Annotated in this window: 23 protein-coding genes; 10 read left to right on the top strand and 13 right to left on the bottom strand. The window is 68.9% G+C overall.

All coding sequences use genetic code 11. The features are described from left to right. Nucleotides 1-9: 9 nt before the first annotated feature. On the bottom strand, nt 10-246 hold the full coding sequence (gene rpmB, locus EKG36_RS10680; protein ID WP_126483875.1) for a 50S ribosomal protein L28: 237 nt from the start codon (nt 244-246) through the stop codon (nt 10-12). A 138-nt stretch (nt 247-384) separates the two neighbouring features. Further along, nucleotides 385-1,059 carry a RadC family protein gene (gene radC / locus EKG36_RS10675; protein WP_126483873.1) on the bottom strand — a complete coding sequence of 225 codons (675 nt, stop codon included), beginning with the start codon at nt 1,057-1,059 and terminating at the stop codon, nt 385-387. 125 nt (nt 1,060-1,184) lie between these two features. Here radC and coaBC point away from each other — a divergent pair, with 125 nt between their 5' ends. From coaBC to slmA, 5 genes are read left to right on the top strand one after another with little or no spacing between them, the layout of a single operon-like run. Beyond that, nucleotides 1,185-2,438 carry a bifunctional phosphopantothenoylcysteine decarboxylase/phosphopantothenate--cysteine ligase CoaBC gene (gene coaBC, locus EKG36_RS10670; protein ID WP_126483870.1) on the top strand — a complete coding sequence of 418 codons (1,254 nt, stop codon included), beginning with the start codon at nt 1,185-1,187 and terminating at the stop codon, nt 2,436-2,438. 29 nt (nt 2,439-2,467) lie between these two features. Beyond that, nucleotides 2,468-2,935 (top strand): dUTP diphosphatase, encoded by a 468-nt coding sequence (dut, locus tag EKG36_RS10665; protein ID WP_126483868.1) that lies wholly within the window; start codon nt 2,468-2,470, stop codon nt 2,933-2,935. A 31-nt stretch (nt 2,936-2,966) separates the two neighbouring features. After that, nucleotides 2,967-4,364, top strand: coding sequence for a phosphomannomutase/phosphoglucomutase (locus tag EKG36_RS10660; protein ID WP_126483866.1), 1,398 nt, complete (start codon nt 2,967-2,969; stop codon nt 4,362-4,364). A 37-nt stretch (nt 4,365-4,401) separates the two neighbouring features. After that, nucleotides 4,402-5,322, top strand: a complete 921-nt coding sequence (argB, locus tag EKG36_RS10655) for an acetylglutamate kinase (protein WP_126483864.1) — start codon at nt 4,402-4,404, stop codon at nt 5,320-5,322. A gap of 36 nt (nt 5,323-5,358) precedes the next feature. Further along, on the top strand, nt 5,359-5,967 hold the full coding sequence (gene slmA / locus EKG36_RS10650) for a nucleoid occlusion factor SlmA (protein WP_126483862.1): 609 nt from the start codon (nt 5,359-5,361) through the stop codon (nt 5,965-5,967). 76 nt (nt 5,968-6,043) lie between these two features. On the opposite strand, the gene rpoH is transcribed toward slmA, so the two are convergent. The 4 genes from rpoH to ftsY form a co-directional block, all read right to left on the bottom strand. Continuing rightward, nucleotides 6,044-6,910: an RNA polymerase sigma factor RpoH gene (rpoH, locus tag EKG36_RS10645; RefSeq protein ID WP_126483860.1), complete on the bottom strand. Its 867-nt coding sequence runs from the start codon at nt 6,908-6,910 to the stop codon at nt 6,044-6,046. 108 nt (nt 6,911-7,018) lie between these two features. After that, the gene (ftsX, locus tag EKG36_RS10640) at nt 7,019-7,990 is read right to left on the bottom strand and encodes a permease-like cell division protein FtsX (RefSeq protein ID WP_126483858.1); all 972 of its coding nucleotides are present in this window, start codon (nt 7,988-7,990) and stop codon (nt 7,019-7,021) included. Next, a complete protein-coding gene (ftsE, locus tag EKG36_RS10635) occupies nt 7,987-8,655 on the bottom strand; it encodes a cell division ATP-binding protein FtsE (protein WP_126483855.1) in 669 nt (222 codons plus the stop codon). The genes ftsX and ftsE overlap by 4 nt, the downstream gene beginning before the upstream one ends. Then, nucleotides 8,652-9,899: a signal recognition particle-docking protein FtsY gene (ftsY, locus tag EKG36_RS10630; protein WP_126483853.1), complete on the bottom strand. Its 1,248-nt coding sequence runs from the start codon at nt 9,897-9,899 to the stop codon at nt 8,652-8,654. The genes ftsE and ftsY overlap by 4 nt, the downstream gene beginning before the upstream one ends. 91 nt (nt 9,900-9,990) lie before the next feature. Between ftsY and rsmD the strand changes: the two genes are divergently transcribed. After that, nucleotides 9,991-10,632: a 16S rRNA (guanine(966)-N(2))-methyltransferase RsmD gene (gene rsmD / locus EKG36_RS10625; RefSeq protein WP_126483851.1), complete on the top strand. Its 642-nt coding sequence runs from the start codon at nt 9,991-9,993 to the stop codon at nt 10,630-10,632. A gap of 85 nt (nt 10,633-10,717) precedes the next feature. Further along, the gene (locus EKG36_RS10620) at nt 10,718-10,915 is read left to right on the top strand and encodes a cell division protein ZapB (RefSeq protein ID WP_126483849.1); all 198 of its coding nucleotides are present in this window, start codon (nt 10,718-10,720) and stop codon (nt 10,913-10,915) included. Between the two features lie 7 nt (nt 10,916-10,922). Here the strand turns inward: EKG36_RS10620 and rimI are convergent, their stop codons facing one another. From rimI to prfB, 7 genes are all read right to left on the bottom strand, one after another. Beyond that, a complete protein-coding gene (gene rimI, locus EKG36_RS10615; RefSeq protein ID WP_126483847.1) occupies nt 10,923-11,384 on the bottom strand; it encodes a ribosomal protein S18-alanine N-acetyltransferase in 462 nt (153 codons plus the stop codon). After that, complete coding sequence (locus EKG36_RS20935; RefSeq protein ID WP_126483845.1) at nt 11,377-12,201, bottom strand: hypothetical protein; 825 nt, start codon at nt 12,199-12,201, stop codon at nt 11,377-11,379. The genes rimI and EKG36_RS20935 overlap by 8 nt, the downstream gene beginning before the upstream one ends. Next, nucleotides 12,198-12,509, bottom strand: a complete 312-nt coding sequence (locus tag EKG36_RS10605) for a BolA family protein (RefSeq protein ID WP_126483843.1) — start codon at nt 12,507-12,509, stop codon at nt 12,198-12,200. Before EKG36_RS10605 ends, EKG36_RS20935 begins: the two co-directional genes overlap by 4 nt. A 28-nt stretch (nt 12,510-12,537) precedes the next feature. Beyond that, nucleotides 12,538-13,950 carry an MFS transporter gene (locus tag EKG36_RS10600; RefSeq protein ID WP_126483841.1) on the bottom strand — a complete coding sequence of 471 codons (1,413 nt, stop codon included), beginning with the start codon at nt 13,948-13,950 and terminating at the stop codon, nt 12,538-12,540. Between the two features lie 70 nt (nt 13,951-14,020). Then, nucleotides 14,021-14,407, bottom strand: coding sequence for a hypothetical protein (locus tag EKG36_RS10595; protein WP_126483839.1), 387 nt, complete (start codon nt 14,405-14,407; stop codon nt 14,021-14,023). 211 nt (nt 14,408-14,618) lie between these two features. Then, the gene (gene lysS, locus EKG36_RS10590) at nt 14,619-16,154 is read right to left on the bottom strand and encodes a lysine--tRNA ligase (RefSeq protein WP_126483837.1); all 1,536 of its coding nucleotides are present in this window, start codon (nt 16,152-16,154) and stop codon (nt 14,619-14,621) included. Nucleotides 16,155-16,230: 76 nt separating this feature from the next. Further along, nucleotides 16,231-17,329 (bottom strand): peptide chain release factor 2 gene (prfB, locus tag EKG36_RS10585; RefSeq protein ID WP_342774443.1). Its coding sequence is split into 2 segments (ribosomal slippage): nt 16,231-17,253 and nt 17,255-17,329, totalling 1,098 coding nucleotides; the frame shifts between segments, so codons are not numbered across the junction. A 251-nt stretch (nt 17,330-17,580) separates the two neighbouring features. On the opposite strand from prfB, the gene EKG36_RS10580 reads away from it, so the two are divergent. The 3 genes from EKG36_RS10580 (at nt 17,581) to EKG36_RS10570 (ending at nt 21,263) form a co-directional block, all read left to right on the top strand. After that, complete coding sequence (locus tag EKG36_RS10580) at nt 17,581-19,161, top strand: peptide ABC transporter substrate-binding protein (RefSeq protein WP_126483835.1); 1,581 nt, start codon at nt 17,581-17,583, stop codon at nt 19,159-19,161. Nucleotides 19,162-19,441: 280 nt separating this feature from the next. Beyond that, nucleotides 19,442-20,368, top strand: coding sequence for an oligopeptide ABC transporter permease OppB (gene oppB / locus EKG36_RS10575; RefSeq protein WP_126483833.1), 927 nt, complete (start codon nt 19,442-19,444; stop codon nt 20,366-20,368). 4 nt (nt 20,369-20,372) lie between these two features. Beyond that, a complete protein-coding gene (locus tag EKG36_RS10570; RefSeq protein ID WP_246007490.1) occupies nt 20,373-21,263 on the top strand; it encodes an ABC transporter permease subunit in 891 nt (296 codons plus the stop codon). Nucleotides 21,264-21,378 lie beyond the last annotated feature (115 nt).

The following is a 21,378-nucleotide window of genomic DNA, read 5'->3' as shown; positions in this document are numbered from 1 at the left end:
CGGGGTCGCTTAGACGGCTTCGCCGCGCTTGCGAATGTCGCTGAGCACCGCCTCGATGCCCTTCTTGTCGATGATGCGCATGCCCTTGGAGGAGACGCGCAGGCGAACGAAGCGCTTCTCGGACTCCACCCAGAACCGATGGCTGTGCAGGTTGGGCACGAAACGACGACGCGTCTTGCGCTGGGAGTGTGAAACGTTGTTACCAGTCACCGGGCGCTTGCCGGTAACCTGACATACTTTGGACATGAGAGCCTCCAACCGCTTGGCGAGTTGTTCAAAACCTGTCGGGCAAACCGGGACTACCCCGTTGTCATTTGACCCAAGGGAATTCAAAGGCTGCACTTTATACCAGAGTCGGCCGGGCCAGACAAGCGATGCGCGCTATTATAACAGCCCCCGCTCGGCAAAGGACACCACCTCGCCATCCCCCACCACGAAATGGTCCAGCACCCGGATCTCGAACAGGCTCAGCGCCTCCGTGAGCCGTGCGGTGATGCGCCGGTCGGCGTCGCTGGGCTCGGCCACCCCGGAGGGATGGTTGTGGGCGAAGATGATGGCGCCGGCCCCCAGCTCCAGGGCGCGGCGGGCGACCTCCCGGGGATAGACCGAGGCACTGTCCAGGGTCCCGCGGAACAGCGACTCGTAGCGGATCACCCGGTGCTGGCTGTCGAGGAAGAGGGCGGCGAACTCCTCGTGCCCCAGGTGGCGAAGCCGCGAGGCCAGGTAGCTACGCACCAGCTCCGGCGAGGTCAGGGCCGCGTCGCGGTCGAGCCGGCTGGCCAGGTGGCGCCGGGAGAGCTCCATGACCGCCTGCAGCTGCACGAACTTGGCCTGACCAAGGCCGCGCTGGGCACAGAACCTCGCCCGGTCGGCCTCCAGCAGGGGACGCAGGCCACCGAAGGCCGACAGCAGGTCCCGGGCCAGGTCCACCGCCGAGCGCCCCGTCACCCCGACGCGCAGGAAGATCGCCAGCAGCTCGGCGTCGGACAGGGCCTCGGCCCCCAGCGCCAGCAGCTTCTCCCGTGGCCGCTCACCCTCCGGCCAGTCGCGAATCGACATACAGCCTCCTTGCCTCGCCCGGCGTGCTCGCCCCCAGTGTAGCCGCCCGGCGCCGGGCGGTGGCTACGCAAGCCCCCCGGCGAATGGTAAAGTAGTCAACCGGATTTCCGCTCGGACAACGCCTTATGTCGCTATCGCCCGGCCACCGGAGCGCCGGCCGCCCTGGCGAGGGTCGCCGCATACTGCTCGGCATCAGCGCCGGCATCGCCGCCTACAAGAGCGCCCAGCTGGCTCGCCTGCTCAAGCAGGCGGGCCATGAAGTGCGCGTGGTCATGACCGAGGGCGCCCAGGCCTTTATCACCCCGCTGACCCTGCAGGCCCTGACCGGCGAGCCGGTGCGCACCTCGCTGCTCGACCCCGAGGCCGAGGCCGGCATGGGCCATATCGAGCTGGCACGCTGGGCTGACCTGGTGCTGATCGCCCCGGCCACCGCCGACCTGATGGCACGCCTGGCCCATGGCCATGCCGACGATCTGCTGACCACGCTCTGCCTGGCCAGCGATGCCGAGAAGGTCATGGCCCCTGCCATGAACCAGGCGATGTGGCGCCAGCCGGCCACCGTGCGCAACGCCCGCCGCCTGACCGAGGACGGCTGGCGACTGCTCGGCCCGGACAGCGGCGACCAGGCCTGCGGGGACGTGGGCCCCGGGCGCATGCTGGAACCCGACGCCATCCTGGCGGCGCTGGCCGCCCCGCCGCCACGGGACGCCGCTGGCCTGACCGTGGTGATCACGGCAGGCCCGACGCGGGAGCCCCTCGATCCGGTGCGCTATCTCTCCAACCACAGCTCGGGCAAGATGGGCTTCGCCCTGGCCGCCGCCGCCGCCGCCCTGGGCGCCCGCGTTTTGCTGATCAGCGGCCCCGTGGCACTGCCCACCCCCGCGGGAGTGGAGCGCCATGACGTGGAAAGCGCCCAGGAAATGCATGACACGGCCCACCGGCTGGCCCCGCAGTGCAACCTCTTCATCGGCTGCGCCGCCGTCGCCGACTACCGGGCCGAGACTCCCGCCGCGCACAAGATGAAGAAGCGCGAGGGCGAGGACACGTTGACCCTTCACCTGGTCAAGAATCCCGACATCATCGCCAGCATCGCCGCCCGTGAGGATCGTCCCTACGTGGTCGGCTTTGCCGCGGAGACCCGCGATCTGGAGGCCTACGCCCGGGACAAGCTCGCCCGCAAGAGCCTCGACATGGTGGTGGCCAATGACGTGTCCCGGGCCGGCCTGGGCTTCGGCGCCGACGACAACGCCGCCTTGCTGCTGTGGCGCGATGCCGGGGCCACCGACCAGCTTTCGCTGCCGCCCCAACCGAAATCGCAGCTGGCCCTGGCCGTGGTCCGCCAGGCGCTGGCCCGGCTGCGCGCCGCCGACTCCCCCTGACGACACGCCCCCTACCCTGGATGCCCGCAATGCCGACGATCCCCGACCGTCCTCGCCTCGCCGTCAAGCTGCTCGACGAGCGCCTGCGCGACCACCTGCCCCACTATGCCACCACCGGCTCCGCCGGCATGGACCTGCGCGCCCTGCTCGACGCTCCCCTGGTGCTCGCGCCGGGCGACTGCGAACTGGTCCGCACCGGCCTGGCCATCCATATCGCCGACCCGGGGCTCGCCGGGATGATCCTGCCCCGCTCGGGGCTGGGCCACAAGCACGGCATCGTGCTCGGCAATCTGGTTGGCCTGATCGACTCCGACTACCAGGGCGAGCTGATGATCTCGGTCTGGAACCGTGGCTCGACGCCCTTCACGGTGGAGCCCTTCGAGCGGTTGGCACAGTATGTGCTTGTTCCTGTGGTGCAGGCCGAACTCCAGGTCGTCGACGACTTTAACGCCAGCGTGCGCGGCGACGACGGCTTCGGCAGTTCGGGACGACACTGAGCCACAGCGCTCCGCAACAGGAATCAATGATATGACGCCAGATACCACCACCACCGTGCCCCCCTCGATCTTCCGCGCCTACGACATCCGCGGGATCGTCGACGACACCCTCACCGAGCCCGGCGTCGAGACCATTGGTCGCGCCATCGGCAGCGAGGCCCGGGCCCGCGGCGAGTCCTCGGTGATCGTCGCCAGGGACGGACGCCTCTCCGGACGCCGCATGCTCGCTGCCCTGACCCGCGGCCTGACCGCCACCGGCTGCGAGGTGATCGATATCGGCATGGTCCCCACGCCGGTGCTCTATTACGCCACCCACGTGCTGGAAGGCACCACGTCGGGGGTGATGGTCACCGGTAGCCACAACCCGCCCGACTACAACGGCTTCAAGATCGTGCTCGGCGGCGAGACCCTCTCCGGCGAGGCGATCACCGCCCTGTACCGCCGCCTCCAGGAAGACGACCTGGTCCAAGGCCAGGGCGAGGTCCGCGAGGAAGACGTGCGCGAGGCCTATCTGCAGCGCATCCTCGGCGACGTCAGCCTGGCCCGGCCGCTCAAGGCGGTGGTGGACTGCGGCAACGGCGTGGCCGGCGAACTGGGCCCGCAACTGGTCGAGCGCCTGGGTGCCGAGACGGTGCCGCTGTTCGCCGAGATCGACGGCACCTTCCCCAACCACCATCCGGATCCCGGCAAGCCGGAGAACCTCGAGGACCTGATCCGCACCGTCCAGGAGACCGGCGCCGACATCGGCCTGGCCTTCGACGGCGACGGCGACCGCCTGGGCGTGATCACGCCCAGCGGCAAGCTGATCTATCCGGACCACCTGATGATGGCCTTCGCCGAGGACATGCTGTCGCGGAATCGCGACGCCCGCGTGATCTTCGACGTCAAGTGCACCGGCAACCTGGCCAGAGTGATCGACGCGGCCGGCGGCACGCCGGAGATGTGGCGCACCGGCCACTCGCTGATCAAGGCGCGCATGAAGGAGACGGGGGCCCAGCTCGCCGGCGAGATGAGCGGCCACATCTTTTTCAAGGAGCGCTGGTACGGCTTCGATGACGGCCTCTACGGCGCCGCCCGGCTGCTGGAGATCCTGTCGCGGCAGGGCGACGATGCCGACACCTTCTTCGACCGCTACCCCCAGGACATCGGCACTCCCGAGATCAACATCACGGTAACCGACGAGACCAAGTTCGACCTGGTGGACCGCCTGGCCCGCGAAGGCGACTTCGGCGAGGACGGCGTCAAGACGACCCTGGACGGCATCCGGGTCGACTATCCGGACGGCTGGGGCCTGTGCCGCGCGTCCAACACCACGCCGGTACTGGTGCTGCGCTTCGAGGGCAAGGACGACGCGGCACTCGCCCGGATCCGTGGCCGCTTCGCCGCGGCCCTCGAGCAGGTGGCGCCGGAGCTCGAGCTGCCGCTGTAACGCGGCCCTCCAAGAGACGAGACCAAGGGAACCCGACATGACCGAACAGACCCGCGACCCGCGCCAGGTGGTGGAGGTGCTCTCCGAGGCACTGCCCTACATCCAGCGCTTCTCCGGCAAGACCGTGGTGGTGAAGTATGGCGGCAATGCCATGACCGAAGACACCCTGATCGACTCCTTCGCCCGCGACATGGTGCTGATGAAGGAGGTCGGCATCAATCCGGTGGTGGTACATGGCGGAGGCCCGCAGATCGGCGACCTGCTGGAGAAGCTCAAGATCGAGTCGCGCTTCGTCAACGGCATGCGGGTCACCGACGCCGAGACCATGGACGTGGTGGAAATGGTGCTCGGCGGTCTGGTCAACAAGGGCATCGTCAACCTGATCAACCAGTGTGGCGGCAAGGCCATCGGCCTGACCGGCAAGGACGGCGCCCAGATCCGGGCCCGCCAGCTCAAGGTGGAACACCAGAGCCCGGAGATGACCGCCCCGGAGATCATCGATATCGGCCACGTGGGCGAGGTGGAGCACATCTCCACCGACCTCATCGAGATGCTGGCGGCCCGGGACTTCATCCCGGTGATCGCCCCGATCGGGGTCGATGACGCCGGGCGCAGCTACAACATCAACGCCGACCTGGTGGCCGGCAAGGTGGCCGAGGCCCTGGACGCCGAAAAGCTCATGCTGCTGACCAACGTCGCCGGTCTGATGAATGCCGACGGCGAGGTGCTCACCGGGCTGACCACCGGCCAGGTGGACGCCCTGATCGCCGACGGCACCATCCATGGCGGCATGCTGCCGAAGATCCGCTGCGCATTGGACGCCGTAAAGGGCGGCGTGGCGAGCGCCCATATCGTCGACGGCCGGGTGCCCCATGCCACCCTGCTGGAGATCTTCACCAACGCCGGGGTTGGCACCCTGATCACCAACGCCCGACGGGAAGACACGCCGGCCGGCTAAGGCCGGCCCATCGCAACCACCATAAGAAAAGCCAACATGACGCAGGAAACCACCCCCAGCCGCCGGGAGCAGATCCTCCAGGGGCTGGCCATGATGCTGGAGGAAGACAGCGGCAAGCGTATCACCATCGCCGCCCTGGCTCGCCAGGTCGGCGTCTCGGAGGCCGCCCTCTACCGCCACTTTCCCAGCAAGGCGCGGATGTTCGAGGGACTCATCGAGTTCATCGAGCAGACGCTGTTCGAACGCATCAGCCGCATCCTCGAGGAGGTCCCCGAGGCACTCCCCCGCTGCGGACAGATCCTGACCCTGGTGCTGGCCTTCGCCGAGAAGAACCCGGGGCTGTCACGCCTGCTGGGCGGCGACGCCCTGACCGGCGAGACGGCTCGCCTGCGGCTGCGCATCCACCAGCTCTTCGAGCGCCTGGAGACGCAGCTCAAGCAGGTCCTGCGCGAGGCCGAGCTGCGCGAGGGCCTGAGGCCCACCCTGCCGATCCCGGCCGCGGCCAACCTGCTGATCGCCCAGGCAGAGGGACGCATCTCCCAGTACGTGCGCAGCGACTTCCGCCGGCGGCCCACCGAGCACTGGGACGACCAGTGGCCGGTACTCTCGGCCAGGCTGATGCGCGAGGCGGCCCAGACCGCCTGAGCGCCTCCGCAACGCAAAAGCCCCGGCCAGTGGCCGGGGCTTATCTTGCCGGAGGCGGGCGCTGACGCGACCGGGATCAGGCCGCCAGGGTGTCGCCGATATGCTGGCGAATCTTCTTCATGGCGTTCTTCTCGAGCTGGCGAATGCGTTCGGCGGACACGCCGTAGACGTCGGCCAGGTCGTGCAGGGTCGACTTGTCGTCGCTCAGCCAGCGGCGCTGGAGGATATCCCGGGAACGCTCGTCCAGGCCCTCGAGGGCTACCTGCAGGCGACGGGTGGCATCCTCCTCCCAGTCGCTGTCCTCGAGCTGGGTGGCCGGGTCCTGGCTGGCATCATCGAGGTAGTGGACCGGGGCCTGGTAGGCGGACTCCTCGTCCTCGCCCGGCGCGGCATCGAAGCCGGCGTCGTGGGCCGACAGCCGCCCCTCCATCTCGCGTACCACCTCCGGCTTGACGTCGAGGTCCTTGGCGATGGCCTCGACCTCGTCGCTGTTCAGCCAGGCCAGGCGCTTCTTGGCGCTGCGCAGGTTGAAGAACAGCTTGCGCTGGGCCTTGGTGGTGGCGATCTTGACGATGCGCCAGTTGCGCAGCACGAACTCATGGATCTCGGCCTTGATCCAGTGCACGGCGAAGGACACCAGGCGCACGCCCTGATTGGGATCGAAGCGCTTGACCGCCTTCATCAGGCCGACATTGCCTTCCTGGATCAGGTCCGCCTGGGCCAGGCCATAGCCGGAGTAGCTCCGCGCGATATGCACGACGAAGCGCAGGTGCGATAGCACCAGGCGGCGGGCCGCCTCGAGGTCGCCCTCGTCGTGCAGGCGGTAGGCCAGCTCACGCTCCTCCTCGACGGTGAGCATGGGAATGCCGTTCACCGCCTGGATATAACCGTTGAGGTCGTGGCCCGGGGAAAGGTGTCCCACCGGCAGAAGACTGGTGCTCATGTGCAGGTTGTCTCCATCGAAGCCCGTGTGTGGTATCCGCAGTCGCCGCCTTTGACGGCGAGAGCTCGATTTGGTTCCGACAATAGCCCCGATCCCGGGGCGCTGTCACTAGCGGGGGCGGATCTGTGCCAGATGGCGATTGACGGCGATCCAGGCACCCAGCCAGCCGAGTAGTGTACTACAGGCCAGCAGTATTGCCGAGCCCGACACCCCCAGGCGCGGCAGGGAGTAGCTCGCCCCGTAGCTGGCCGCCAGGGCCGACACCGGGGTGGCCAGCCAGTCGCTGCCCAGGGTCAGCAACCCCCAGGCCAGCAGGCCGCCGCCCAGGCCGAACCAGGCGCCGCTGTACAGGAAGGGACGGCGCACGAAGGGATGGGTGGCGCCGATCAGGGTCACCACCTCGATCTCCTGGCGGCGGTTCTCTACCGCCAGGCGGATGGTGTTGCCCACCACCAGCAACACGCCCAGGCCGAACAGCACGGCGAGCCCCAGGGTGACGCGGCGCCCCAGCTCGGCCAGGTGACGCAGGCGCTCGAGCCAGGCCAGGTCGAGCCGGACCTCCTCGATACCGACGACCTCCTCCAGGCTTTCCGCCAGGTCGCGCACTGCGGCCGGGGCGGTTGCGACGGGGTGCACCACGACACTGGCCGGCAGCGGGTTGTCGGGCAGCCGGGTCAGGGCATCCTCCAGGCCCAGCGCCTGCTGGAACTCGGCCATGCCCTCTGCGGCGGTGATCAGGCGAGTCTCGGCGACGCCCGGCCGGGCCGCCAGCGCCTGCTCGATGCGCGTGGCCTCGGCGGCCTCGACCTGCGGCGCCAGGTAGACCGTCAGGCTCGCGCTTTCGTCGAGTTCGGCATCCAGCAACCGGGCGCCGTCCAGGGCCAGCCAGAGCCCGGCCGGAAGCACCAGAGCGATGGCGATCGCCAGCATGGTCAGCAGGCTGCCCAAGGGGTGGCGCAGCAGCCGACGGGCGCTGTCCAGGGCCATGGCGCGATGATGGCGCAACCAGGCGCGCCAGCGGCTGCCAGTGGTGGCGCGCTGCGTGCGAGCGCCGCGGGTAGGGGCAGAGTCACGACTCATGCGGCCTCCTCGTCGGCCACCAGGCGACCCTCGTGCAGGCGCAGCGTGCGGTGGCGCAGCCGGGCGATCAGCGCCAGGTCGTGGCTGGCGATCATCACCGTGGTGCCGATGCGGTGAAAGTCCTCGAACAGCCTCATGATGTCCGCCGAGAGCTGGGGATCCAGGTTGCCGGTGGGTTCGTCGGCCAGCAGCAGGGCCGGCTTGTTGACCACCGCCCGGGCAATGCCCACCCGCTGCTGCTCGCCGCCGGAGAGCTCGATGGGCAGCGCCTTCTCGCGATGCAGCAGCCCGACCTTGTCCAGCGCCGCGCGCACCCGGCGAGCCGCCTCCCGGGGCTCCACGCCCTGGATCTCCAGCGGCAGGGCCACGTTGTGGTAGATGGAGCGGTCGAAGAGCAGCTGGTGATCCTGGAAGACCACGCCGATCTGGCGCCGGTAGAAGGGCACCTGGCTGTGGTGGAGCCGGTCGATGTCGTGCCCGGCCACCAGGATGCGGCCGCGGCTGGGCCGCTCGAGGCGCATGATCAGGCGCAGCAGCGAACTCTTGCCGGCCCCCGAGTGGCCGGTGAGGAAGACCATCTCGCCGCGGCGGACCCGGAAGTCGAGATGGGCGAGCGCCTCGAAGCGCCCGCCATAGCGCTTGCCGACGTGCTCGAAGGCGATCATGCCGTCGCGTCGTCTCGATCGAAGAGGGCGTCGACGAACTCCCGGGCGACGAAGGGCCGCAGGTCATCCAGCGACTCGCCCACCCCAATGAAGCGGATCGGCGTGCCCAGCTGCTGGGCCAGGGCGAAGATGATGCCACCCTTGGCGGTGCCGTCGAGCTTGGTCAGGGTAATCCCGGTAACGGGGACCGCCTCGTTGAAGGTGGCGGCCTGGGACAGGGCGTTCTGGCCGGTGCCGGCATCGAGCACCAGCATCACCTCGTGGGGAGCCTGGTCGTCGAGCTTGCCCATCACCCGGCGCACCTTCTTGAGCTCCTCCATCAGGTGCGCCTTGTTGTGCAGGCGACCGGCGGTATCGGCGATCAGCACGTCGACGCCGCGGGCTCGGGCCGCGGCCAGGGCATCGTAGACCACCGAGGCACTGTCGGCGCCGGTGTGCTGGGCGATTACCGGCACGTCGTTGCGCTCACCCCAGACCTTGAGCTGCTCCACGGCGGCGGCGCGGAAGGTATCGCCGGCCGCCAGCATCACGCTGCGCCCCTCGCGCTGGAAGCGCTGGGTGAGCTTGCCGATGGTGGTGGTCTTGCCCACGCCATTGACGCCGACCACCAGGATCACGAAGGGGCCCTCGCCCTTGGGCGGCAGTGCCAGCGGATGGGTGACGCCGTCGAGCAAGGTGGCGAGTTCGTCCTGGAGGGCCTTGTAGAGAGCCTCGGGGTCCTTGAGCTCCTTGCGGGAGACGCGCTCGGTGAGGCGGTCGATGATCTCGGTGGTGGCCTCGATGCCCACGTCCGCCATCAGCAGCTGGGTCTCGAGTTCCTCCATCAGGTCGTCGTCGATCTGCTTGCGCCCGAGGAAGAGGCCGGCGAGCCCCTCGGTCAGGTTGGCGCGGGTCTTGCCGAGGCCCGAGCGCATCCGCGAGAACCAGCCCGGCTTCTCCTCGCCACGAGGCTTCTCCTGCAGCTCGGCCTTCGCCGCGGGCTCGGGCTCGGGGGTCGGCTCGGGCTCGGGGGTCGGTTCGGCCTCGGGAGTCGGCTCGGCCTCGCGCGTCTCGGTGAGCGCCGCCTCCCGCTCAGGCGCCATCTGCGATTCCACCGCCGTGTCCGAGGCCGCCCCGGCCTCGTCCGGCGCCCCGCCAGACGGGGCACCGTCGTCCGGCGCCTCGTGCTCGGCCTGGGGTTCCGGGGACGTCTGGGGATCCTGCTGTTCTTCCTGCTTCTTCTTGCGCTTGAGAAAACCGAACATGGGGAGATTCAGCCTCGCGGGTGAACGAATCGCCACATCCTACCATCGCGCACCATGACTGTGGACAAGCCGGCCGTTACAATCGGCGCCCATGACCCGACGCCGCCCCTCCCCCCGATCCTCACGCCCGTCCCGCCGCCCCGAGCGGGGCGGCGGCAAGCTGCGCATCATCGGTGGCGACTTCCGCCGCCGCCTATTGCCGGTGCTCGACAGCCCCGGCCTGCGCCCGACCCCCGACCGGGTGCGCGAGACCCTGTTCAACTGGCTCACCGGCGCCATCCCCGGGGCACGGGTGCTGGATCTGTTCGCCGGCACCGGCGCCCTGGGCATCGAGGCGCTGTCCCGGGGCGCCGCCGAGGCCGTGCTGGTGGAGCGCGATCCGCGGGTGGCCGGCGCGCTGACCGACAACCTGGCCACCCTCGGCATCCGGGAGGCCGAGGTGATCACCGCCGATGTCCGGCCGTTCCTCGCCTCCCCGCCCTCTCGCCCCTTCGCCGTGGCCTTCGTCGACCCGCCCTTCCGCCAGGGGCTCGCGGGCGACTGCTGTGCCGCCCTGGAGGCCGGCTGGCTGACCGAGGACGCCTGGATCTACCTGGAGACGGAAGCGACGCTCAGCCCCGAGGTGCCGGCGACCTGGACACTGCATCGCGAGGTGCGCGCCGGGGACAGCACGGGGCGTCTGTACCGGCGCACCGGCGGGGCCGGGGAGTCGTCCGAGGGCGACGCTTGCTGAGGCCCGCCCGCGGCGTTACGCTGCCGCTGCAGGACGCCTTTCACGGGCCAGGCCCGGCCCAGCAGGATATCGTCAGGAGATACGGATGAGCATCGAACTCTTCAACCAGCTCGAACAGAAGGTCTCCAGCGCCGTCGAGGCCCTGGAGTTGATGAAGATGGAAGCGGAGGAGCTGCGCGAGGAAAACGCCCGCCTCAAGCAGGAACGCGAGGACTGGGAGCGCCGCCTGTCCGCCCTGCTGGGCAAGTTCGACGAGGTCGAGACCGAGCGCGAGCCGGGTTGACGCCGCGTCACGCCCCGCCGAGCGGGCGTGACATCAGCAGGGCGTCCTCCCGCACGGTGCCGGTCAGCGGTGGGTAGTAGCCGCGCCGGCGCCCGTCCTCGACCAGCCCCGCCCGGCGGTACAGCGCGATCGCCGGGGCATTGCTCGCCCGGACCTCCAGCAGCAGTCGCTCGCACCCCCAGTCCTGCGCCTGCTCGATCACCCCACGCAGCAGCATGCCCGCCAGGCCGCGCCCTCGATGGGCCGGCGCCACCAGGATAGTCTCGAGCTCGGCATCGAAGGGTTGTCGCGCGACCACCGCATGACCGACCAACTCCGCCGCCTCGACCCCGAGCACCGCATGATCCGGTGAAGCCAGCGCCGCCTGGAGTTGGGCGGTCGGCCAGGGCTGTCCCTGGCCAGCCCGTTCCAGGGCGTCCAGGGCCACCAGGTCCGCGCCCGTCAGGCGGCGCAGCCGCCGCTCAGGCATCGTCAGGCTCGCCGAGCCAGGCCCGGCGCCAATCGGCCAGGCTCGGCCAGAGGGCCCGCTTGGCCGCGGCGCTGCCGGCCAGCTCGGTCAACGCCGGTCCCTGCCAGGCCGGCAGGTCCAGCAGCGGGCAATGGCCATCCTGGAGCGCCAGCAGCGGCGCCAGGGCGCCCCCCTCGCCGAAGATCAGAAGCCGTTCCGGCGCCCAGCCACGGCGACGGCGGCCGGCCAGGAAGGCCTGAAGCCCTTCCCCCGCTTCCTCGAGAGGCGCCTGGACCGGCAGCCCCTCGACCTGGGGCCAGTGAAAGGCCTCGAAGGCCGGCGGCTTTTCCGGCACCACCCCGGCGGCGCGCAGCAGGTTCGCCAGCAGGCGGAGCTCCACGACGCCGGGGGCAGCCTCGCGGGGCAGGATCACCAGCCAGCGACCGTCCAGGCAGGCGACTTGCAGGGAAAAGCGCAGCGGCTCCTGCTGGGCCTCTGCCCCGGGCGTGGCCGCCTCGCCCTCGGCGGGCCCGGTCCCGGCGTCGCCCTCAGCCCCGGGCACGATGTCGCCGAGCAGAGCCCGGGCCTTGGCCGACCCGGCGGGCGGCCGCTGGCGGGCCTTCGGCTCGCTCGCCGGGGGGGCCGGCGTCGCTTCGGCGGGCGATTCGAGCAGCGCATGCAGACGCGCCCCGGGGGCCTGGCGGACGCCTTCCTCCGGCACCGGCAGCGCCCAGTCACAGGCCTCGGTGGCCCGCGCATTGGGCAGCCGGTAGCGGGCGGTCCAGGCCGTCAGGCCCATGGCCTCCAGGTATTGCAGCCGCTGGGGCTCGGTGGTCACGAACGTCCGCCGCCCCGGCAGTTCGGTGAGTCGGGGCGGTCCGCTCCGCGGGCTTGCCATTCCGCGGGGGTGTAGGGGTGCAGTGCCAGGGCATGCACGGGCCCGGCGAGCTCATCGGCCAGCAAGGCATAGATCTGCTGGTGGCGCTTCACCGGCATCATGCCCTCGAAGCGGGGCGACACCAGGGTCACCTTGAAGTGGGTCTCGGAGTTCGGCGGCACATTGTGCATGTGGCTCTCGTTCTCCACCGCCAGGAAGGTGGGCTCGAGGGCCTGGAGCTTGTGTTCGATGGTCGACTGGGTGCTCATGTCGGCTTCCCGATGGTGAATGATGGCATCATTGTACGCGTTCGGCCGCGGCACGACGACGGGCACGCAGCGCCTCGGCGGCCAGCGAGACGCGCCCCAGGCTGGCCAGCAGCGCCAGCGCGGCAGCGACAACCCCGCCCCACAGCGTGGCCTGCACCGGCGCGCCGGCGGCCAGGCCGGCACCCACCAGGGCAACGCCCAGCGACTGGCCCACGGTGCGGGTGGTGCTCATGACCCCCGAGGCATTGGCGCTTCGTTCGGGCGGCACACTGGCCATCAACTCGCGGTTGTTGGGAGGCTGGAAGAGACCGAAGCCCAGCCCGCACAGCGCCGTGCGCCACAGGCAGTCAACCACGCCGGCATCGGTGTCGAGCCAGGCCAGGGTCGCCAGCGCCAGCATCAGCACCCCGAGACCCCCGCAGGACAGCAGGCTGGGGTTGACCCGGTCGGCCAGGCGTCCGGCCAGGGGCCCCACCACCATGATCGCCAGCGGCCATGGCGTGAACAGCCAGGCGGTCTCCAGGGGCGAGAAGCCCATCTCCCGCTGGTAGAGAAAGGACAGCGCCACGAAGGCCAGGCCCTGGCCGACGAAGGCCAGCCCCGAGGCCGAGACCGCCAGACTGAAGCGCCGCTCGGCAAACAGCGACAACGGCAGCAGCGGATGCGGCGCCCGACGCTGGCGACCGATAAACAGCCCCCCCGCGACCACGCTGGCTGCCAGCCAGGCCAGGGTCTGGCCGAGCGGCGCCTGGTGGCCGGCACGATCCATGGCGACGAACACGCAGGCCAGCATGGTCATCGACAGCAGCGCGCCGCCGATATCGAACCCGCCGGGACGGCCGGCCTCCCGCGGCAGCGCCCGCCAGGCCAGCACCAGGGCCCCCACCCCCAGCGGCACGGGCAAGGCGAACAGCCAGGGCCAATCGGCCACAGAGAGCACCAGCCCGCCGATGGCGGGCCCGGCAGCATAGCCCGACGCCACCACCAGGGCGCTCAGCCCCAGGGCGCTGCCCAGCAGGCGGGAGGGAAAGATGGCCCGGTACAGCGAGGGTCCGATGGACAGGGTTGCGGCGGCCGCCACCCCCTGCAGGGCGCGGAAGACCAGCAGGGTCTCGAACTCCCGCGACAGGGCGCTGCCCAGCGAGGCCACCACGAACAGCGCCAGCCCTGCCACATAGAGCCGCCGGCGACTGACCAGCTCGCTCAGGGCGGCGAACACCAGCAGGAAGGCGGCACACACCACCTGGAAGAGGTTGGTCACCCAGACAGCCCGGGCGGGCGCCAGCCCCAGGTCGGCCGCGATGGACGGCAGGGCGAGGTTGACCATGGTGGTATCCACCACCGCCATGGTGGTGCCGAGGACCAGCGCCAGCACGGCCTGACGGCGCTCGGGACCCGGCAGGCCGTCGTCGCCGGGACGTGTCGTGAAGAGTCTTCTCATAGTGATTCATCGGTGACAAAGAAACCGGCCGCAGCCGGTTTCTCGAGATCACGGACGGCGGTCGGCGGGATCAGTCCTGATCGGTTTCCAGCAGCAGGTTATCGTCCACGTCGGCAACTTCGAGGGCCACCTCGTCGTCGAGGTCGATGGCCAGGTAACTGTGCTCGAAGCGCAGGAAGCGCTGGAACAGCGCCCAGTCGAGAGCCTCCGGCCACTGGCGCTCGTCCTCTTCCCAGGCCCGCAGCTCGGTCTCGAGGATCTCGAGGTAGCGCTCACGGACGAAGCCCTCCAGGGCCTCGGGGGTGTCCATCTCCGGGATCAGGTAGATGGTGCTTTCCCGTTCGACATCGGCGAGGGACAGGTCGTCGTCACCCACGGTGGGTTCCAGGGCATTGATCCAGTCGACGAAGTGCTGGGTCGGCCTGACGCTCAGGGCGGAGCGGTTGAGCAGTTTCATCACGGTCTCCTCGACGTCGAAACGCTGCCATTATGGGCGCAAGGGGCGCCCCTTACCAACACTTCCCGACCTATCTGCCGGATGCGGGGCTGAGCGGACACCTGCGAAGCAAGCGGAGGGCGGCGAGCCAGGTCCAGGCCAGGCGCGCGGGGATTCGCTGGCGGAATGTACGAGTTTGTACCTGAGCCAAGCGAATCCCCGCGCAGCGCCTTCAGTCCCCGCTCGGACGCATCGCCGGGAACAACAGCACGTCCCGGATGGAGGCGCTGTCGGTGAGCAGCATGACCAGCCGGTCGATGCCGATACCCTCGCCGGCGGTAGGCGGCAGGCCGTACTCCAGGGCGCGGATATAGTCAGCGTCGTAGTACATCGCCTCGTCGTCGCCGGCTTCCTTCTCGGCCACCTGGGCGGCAAAGCGCTCGGCCTGGTCCTCGGCATCGTTGAGCTCCGAGAAGCCGTTGGCGATCTCGCGGCCGCCGACGAAGAACTCGAAGCGCTCGGTGACGAAGGGATCACTGTCCTTGCGCCGGGCCAGCGGGCTGACCTCGGTGGGATACTCGGTAATGAAGGTCGGCTGCTGGAGGCGATGCTCGACGGTCTTCTCGAAGATTTCGATCTGCACCTTGCCGAGCCCCCAGCCGTCCTTGACGTCGATATCCAGGCGCTCGGCGATCTGCCGTGCCGCGGTCTCGTCGGCCAGCGACTCGGCGTGGATGTCCGGGTTGTACTCGAGGATGGCGTCGAACACGCTCAGGCGGCGCAGTGGCTGGCCGAAGTCGTACTCGTAGGTCTCCAGCACCTCGCCCTGGGCGTCGCGCACCGTGTTGGTCACGGTAGTGGTGCCCAGCACCTGGCGGGTCACCTCGCGCAGCATGGCCTCGGTGAGATCCATCAGGTCGCGGTAGTCGGCATAGGCCTGGTAGAACTCGATCATGGTAAACTCGGGGTTGTGCCGCGTGGACAGCCCCTCGTTGCGGAAGTTGCGGTTGATCTCGAAGACCCGCTCGAAGCCGCCCACCACCAGGCGCTTGAGGTAGAGCTCGGGGGCGATGCGCAGGTACATGTCGATGTCCAGCGCATTGTGATGGGTGATGAAGGGCCGGGCCGTGGCGCCGCCGGGAATCGGCTGGAGCATCGGCGTCTCGACCTCCATGAAGCCGTGATCCTCGAAGAAGCGGCGCATGGCACTGATCACCCCGGCACGGGTCTCGAAGACCCGCCGCGAGTCGGGGTTCATGATCAGGTCCACATAGCGCTGACGATAGCGCGCCTCCATGTCGGTCAGGCCGTGGAACTTGTCGGGCAGCGGACGCAGGCTCTTGGTCAGCAGCCGCGCCTCCTCCATCATCACGTAGAGGTCGCCCTTGCCCGACTTGTGCACCGGGCCGCGGCCGGCGACGATGTCGCCGATGTCCCAGCCCTTGATGTCCTCGAGGATCTCGGCCGGCAGGCCCTTCTTGTCGACATACAGCTGGATCTGGGCGGAGGCGTCCTGGATGACGATGAAGGGGCCGCGCTTGCGCAGGATCCGCCCGGCGACGCCTGCCCGACGCCCCAGGGCCTCGAGTTCGGCCTTGTCCTTGTCGCCGAGCTCGGCGTCGAGCTCGGCGGCCTGGCTGTCGCGCCGGAAGTCGTTGGGGAAGGCACTGCCGCCCTGCTCGGCGGCCCGGTCGCGGCGCTCGGCCAGCTTGGCGCGGCGCTCGGCGATCAGACGGTTCTCGTCCTGGGGAATGTCCTGATTGGCCATGTCGCTACCTGTGAAATGAGTGGCTACGCAAGACGCGCCGGACGGAGACCGCCCGGCGCGTCGCGGGGCAAGGAGATCAAAGGCCCTGTTTGAGGCTGGCCTCGATGAACTGATCCAGATCGCCGTCCAGCACCTTGTCGCAGCTGCTCGACTGCACGCCGGTGCGCAGGTCCTTGATGCGCTGGTCGTCCAGCACGTAGGAGCGGATCTGGCTGCCCCAGCCGATGTCCGCCTTGGAGTCCTCTGCGGCCTGCTTGGCGGCGTTGCGCTTCTCCATCTCGTGCTCCCACAGCTTCGCCCTGAGCTGCTTCATGGCGAAGTCGCGGTTGGCGTGCTGGCTGCGCTGGCTCTGGCAGGCCACCACGATGCCGGTGGGCTCGTGGGTGATCCGCACCGCCGAATCGGTGGTGTTGACGTGCTGACCGCCGGCGCCGCTGGAGCGATAGGTGTCGACCCGCAGGTCCGACGGGTTGATCTCGATCTCGAAGCTGTCGTCCACCTCCGGCGACAGGAACACCGAGGCGAAGGAGGTGTGCCGCCGGCCGCCGGAGTCGAAGGGACTCTTGCGCACCAGGCGATGCACCCCGGTCTCGGTACGCAACCAGCCGAAGGCGTACTCGCCCTGGACATGCACCGAGGCCGACTTGATGCCGGCGACCTCACCGGCGGAGAGCTCGGTGATCTCGGCCTTGAAGCCGTGATGCTCGGCCCAGCGCAGATACATGCGCAGCAGCATGTTGGCCCAGTCCTGGGCCTCGGTGCCGCCGGAGCCCGCCTGGATGTCGAGATAGGCGTTGTTCTCGTCCATCTCGCCGGAGAACATGCGACGGAACTCGAGCTTCTCGAGGCTGGCCTGCAGGCCTTCCAGCTCGCGCTGAACCTCTTCGGCGGTGCCCTCGTCCTCTTCCATCTCGGCCAGTTCCAGCAGGTCGGCGCTATCCGCCAGCCCCTGATCCAGCTCGTCGATGGTCGCGACCACCATTTCCAGGGCCGCCCGCTCCTTGCCCAGCTTCTGGGCATAGTCGGGGTCGTTCCAGACGTTGGGGTCCTCGAGCTCGCGAGTGACTTCCTCTAGCCGATCCTTCTTCTCGGCATAGTCAAAGGTACCCCCTCAGGACATCTGTCCGCTCAGACAGGTCCTTGATGAGGTGGTTGATCGGATTGGTTTCCAGCATGGCGTTCGCCTGAATCTGACAGAGATGAGGCGCGCGCCGGCGCCCTGGCACCGACGGCGGAGAAAAGACGGGCATTGTAGCGAAATGCGGCGTCAGCGGCCATCCTCTCGGGGGCGCCAGGCCGGGGATATCGAATTAGTGGATGATCTCATGCGCAATTTCGAATAGACCGCGAGCGGCGGCTTGGACATGGTGAAGGCATGGCCGTCATGGCCAAGGACTCAAAACAACCACAAGCCAAGGAGTGCACCATGTTCACGCCACGCCTCGCCGTCGGCCCCCTGCTGCTCGCCTCCACCTGCCTGGCTCTGCCCGCCGGCGCCGAGACCCTCGACATCGGCGTCACCGGCGAGCTGGCCTCCTTCGACACCTCCCAGGTCTCCGGGGGAATCTGGGAATCGCAGATCCTGATGGACGTCTACGAGGGCCTGGTCAAGAAGGGGCCGGACGGGGAGATCCTGCCCGGCATGGCGACCTCCTGGGAGGTCTCCGAGGACGGTCTCACCTACACCTTCCACCTGCGCGAGGACGCCGCCTGGTCGGATGGCGAGCCGGTCACCGCCGAGGACTTCGTGTTCGGCTGGCGCCACCTGCTCGACCCCGCCAACGCCTCCAAGTACGCCTACATGCTCTACCCGGTGGTCGGCGCAGAGGCGGTCAACACCGGCCAGCAGCCCCCCGAGGCACTGGGCGTGGCCGCGCGGGACGACGGCCGCACCTTCGAGGTCACCCTCGAGAGCCCCACGCCCTACTTCACCCAGCTGCTGACCCACTACACCGCCTACCCGGCGCCGAAGCACGCCTTCGACGCTCACGGCAAGGACTACGTCGACCTCGACCATATCGTCACCAACGGCGCCTTTACCCCCGAGGCGTGGGTATCGCAGTCGCACATCTCCGTGCAGCGCAACCCCGAGTACTACGACGCCGACGCCGTGGCCCTGGACGGCGTGACCTACCACACCATCGAGGACCGCAATGCCGGCGTCTCCCGCTTTCGCGCCGGCGAGCTCGACATCATGCGGGAGTACTCCTCGAGCATGTACGAGCTGCTCAGGGAGCAGCTGCCCGACGCCACCCACATGAGCACCTACCTCGGCAGCTACTACTATGTGTTCAATCATCGCGAGGGCCACCCCACCACCGACCCGCAGGTTCGTGAGGCCCTGAGCCTGGCGACTCGCCGGGAGGTGATCTCCGAGCAGATCATGGGCGGCACCTTCCAGCCGGCCTTGTCCTTCGTGCCCGATGGCATCGACCACTACCGGGTCCAGGAAATGGCCCTCGAGGGCGACATGGACGCACGCATGGCGCGGGCCCGCGCCCTGCTCGAGGACGCCGGCTACGGTCCCGACACCCCGCTGCACCTGCGCCTGCGCTACAACACCACCGACGAGCACAAGAAGATCGCCGTGGCCATGGCCGCCATGTGGCGCCCCCTGGGCGTCGAGGTCGAGATGATCAATGCCGAGGCCACGGTGCACTACCAGACCATTGCCGAGGGCGACTTCGACATCGCCCGGGCCGGCTGGATCGCCGACTACAACGACGCCGAGAACTTCCTGACCCTGCTGCGCAGCGGGGTCGGCAACAACTACGGCGCCTACGCCGATCCGGAGTATGACGCCCTGCTCGATCGGGCCGCCGAGACCCTCGACCTCGACGAACGCCAGCAGCTGCTGCAGCAGGCCGAGGCACTGGCCATGGACGACCATGCACTGATCCCGATGCTCTATTACGTGTCGCGCAACCTCGTCAATCCGGCCCTCGACGGCTGGGAGGACAACATCGAGGACGATCACCCTTCCCGCTGGGTCCACTTCGCCGAATAGGCGCAGGACGCCGGAAATGCCCGTGGTGCGGCTGCCGCACCACGCTCCGGTTCATTCCCGGCGCGGGCAAGAGAGGGGCCGACATGCCCCACCGCTGCGCGTCCCTGGTACCGGCCGTTCTGACGGGACTCGGCGCGGCACATGCCGTCGCCATCACCCGGTGGATCGGCAATAGCGCCGAGCTGGCCGATCACACCACTCGACGTTTACCCCCTGCGCTATCTGGAGGAGACCCCATGACCCGTGCCCCTGAGACACCCGGGCCGAGGAGCCGACCGTCATGCTGAGCTATTCCCTCAAGCGCCTGCTGCAGGCCATCCCGACGATGCTGATCGTGATCACCATCGCCTTCTTCCTGATGCGGGTGGCGCCCGGCGGGCCCTTCGACGGCGAGCGGGCCCTGCCCCCCGAGATCGAGGCCAACCTCAATGCCGCCTACCACCTGGACGAGCCACTGCCGCAACAGTACCTGCGCTACCTCGGCAACCTGCTGCAGGGCGATTTCGGCCCCTCCTTCAAGTACAAGGACTTCACCGTCACCGAGCTGATCCTGCAGGGCTTCCCGGTCAGCCTCGAGATCGGCGGCCTGGCGATCCTGCTGGCCCTGGTCATCGGCCTGCCGCTGGGCATCGCTGCGGCGCTGCGGCGCAACAGCGCCATCGACTACGCGGTGATGGGCACGGCACTGGCCGGCATCGCGGTGCCCAACTTCGTGGTCGCGCCGCTGCTGGCGCTGGTCTTCGGGGTGCTGCTCGGCTGGCTGCCCGCCGGAGGGTGGAACGGCGGCGCCCTGCCCAACCTGGTGCTGCCGGTGCTGGCGCTGTCGATCCAGCAGATCGCCTACATCGCCCGGATGATGCGCGCCAGCATGATCGAGGTGCTCGGCAGCCACTATATCCGCACCGCCCGCGCCAAGGGGCTCAGCGAGCGTCTGGTGGTCTGGCGCCATGCCATCCGCCCGGCCCTGATGCCGGTGGTCTCCTACCTGGGACCGGCGGTCGCCGGGATCATCACCGGCTCGGTGGTGATCGAGCAGATCTTCGGCATCCCCGGCATCGGCCGCTACTTCGTGCAGGGGGCACTCAACCGCGACTACACCCTGGTGATGGGCACAGTGGTGTTCTACGGCGCCCTGATCGTGCTGCTGAACCTGGTCGTCGACCTGATCTACTCCGCCCTCGACCCGCAAATCCGCTATGACGACTGATGCCATGACCGCAGATACCCTGTCTCCCGATACCGCTCCCGGCGCGGCCGGCGACAGCCTGGGCCGCGAGGCCTGGCGTCGGCTGAAGCAGAACCGCGCCGCCATGGCGAGCTTGCTGCTGCTCAGCATTATCACCCTGGCCTGCGTGGCGGGACCCTGGCTGACGCCCTGGGGCCTGGCCGACGTCGACTGGAACGCCTTCAACGTCGCCCCGACACTGGAGGGCGGCCACTGGCTCGGCACCGACGCCAACGGCCGCGACCTGCTCACCCGCACCCTTTACGGCGGGCGGGTCTCGCTGTCGGTGGCGCTGGTGGCGACCCTGGTCAGCCTGCTGATCGGCGTGCTCTATGGCGCCATCGCCGGCTACCTGGGCGGGCGCGCCGACAACCTGATGATGCGCTTCGTCGACATCATGTACTCGCTGCCCTTCATGTTCCTGGTGATCCTGCTGATGGTGGTCTTCGGCCGCAACATCCTGCTGATCTACGCCGCCATCGGGGCCGTGGAATGGCTCGACATGGCGCGCATCGTGCGCGGCCAGACGCTCTCGCTCAAGCGCCGCGAGTTCATCGAGGCGGCCCATGCGCTGGGCGTGAGGGACCGCACCATCGTCACCCGCCACCTGATCCCCAACGCCATCGGCCCGGTGATTGTCTACGTCACCCTGACCGTGCCCAAGGTGATCCTGCTCGAGAGCTTCCTGTCCTTCCTCGGCCTCGGCGTGCAGGAGCCGCTGACCAGCTGGGGCGTGCTGATCTCCGAGGGCACGGACATGATGCAGACCTCGCCGTGGATGCTGCTGGTGCCCTCGGTGTTCCTGGCGCTGACGCTGTTCTGCCTCAACTTCCTGGGCGACGGGCTGAGGGATGCCCTGGATCCCAAGACCCGCTGATGGCTGCGCCGATCGATGGCTGCGCTGGAGCGCCTGGTTGCCGGCGGCAGCTACCCCCTCTCCGCTCATGCCACTGAGCGGCACGTCCATCCAGGACCAAGCAATAGATCAGGAG

The organism is Halomonas nitroreducens, assembly GCF_003966155.1.
Classification (GTDB): domain Bacteria; phylum Pseudomonadota; class Gammaproteobacteria; order Pseudomonadales; family Halomonadaceae; genus Halomonas; species Halomonas nitroreducens.
The sequence above is the reverse complement of the archived record's forward strand: the minus strand, read 5'-3'. Positions and strand labels throughout refer to the sequence as shown.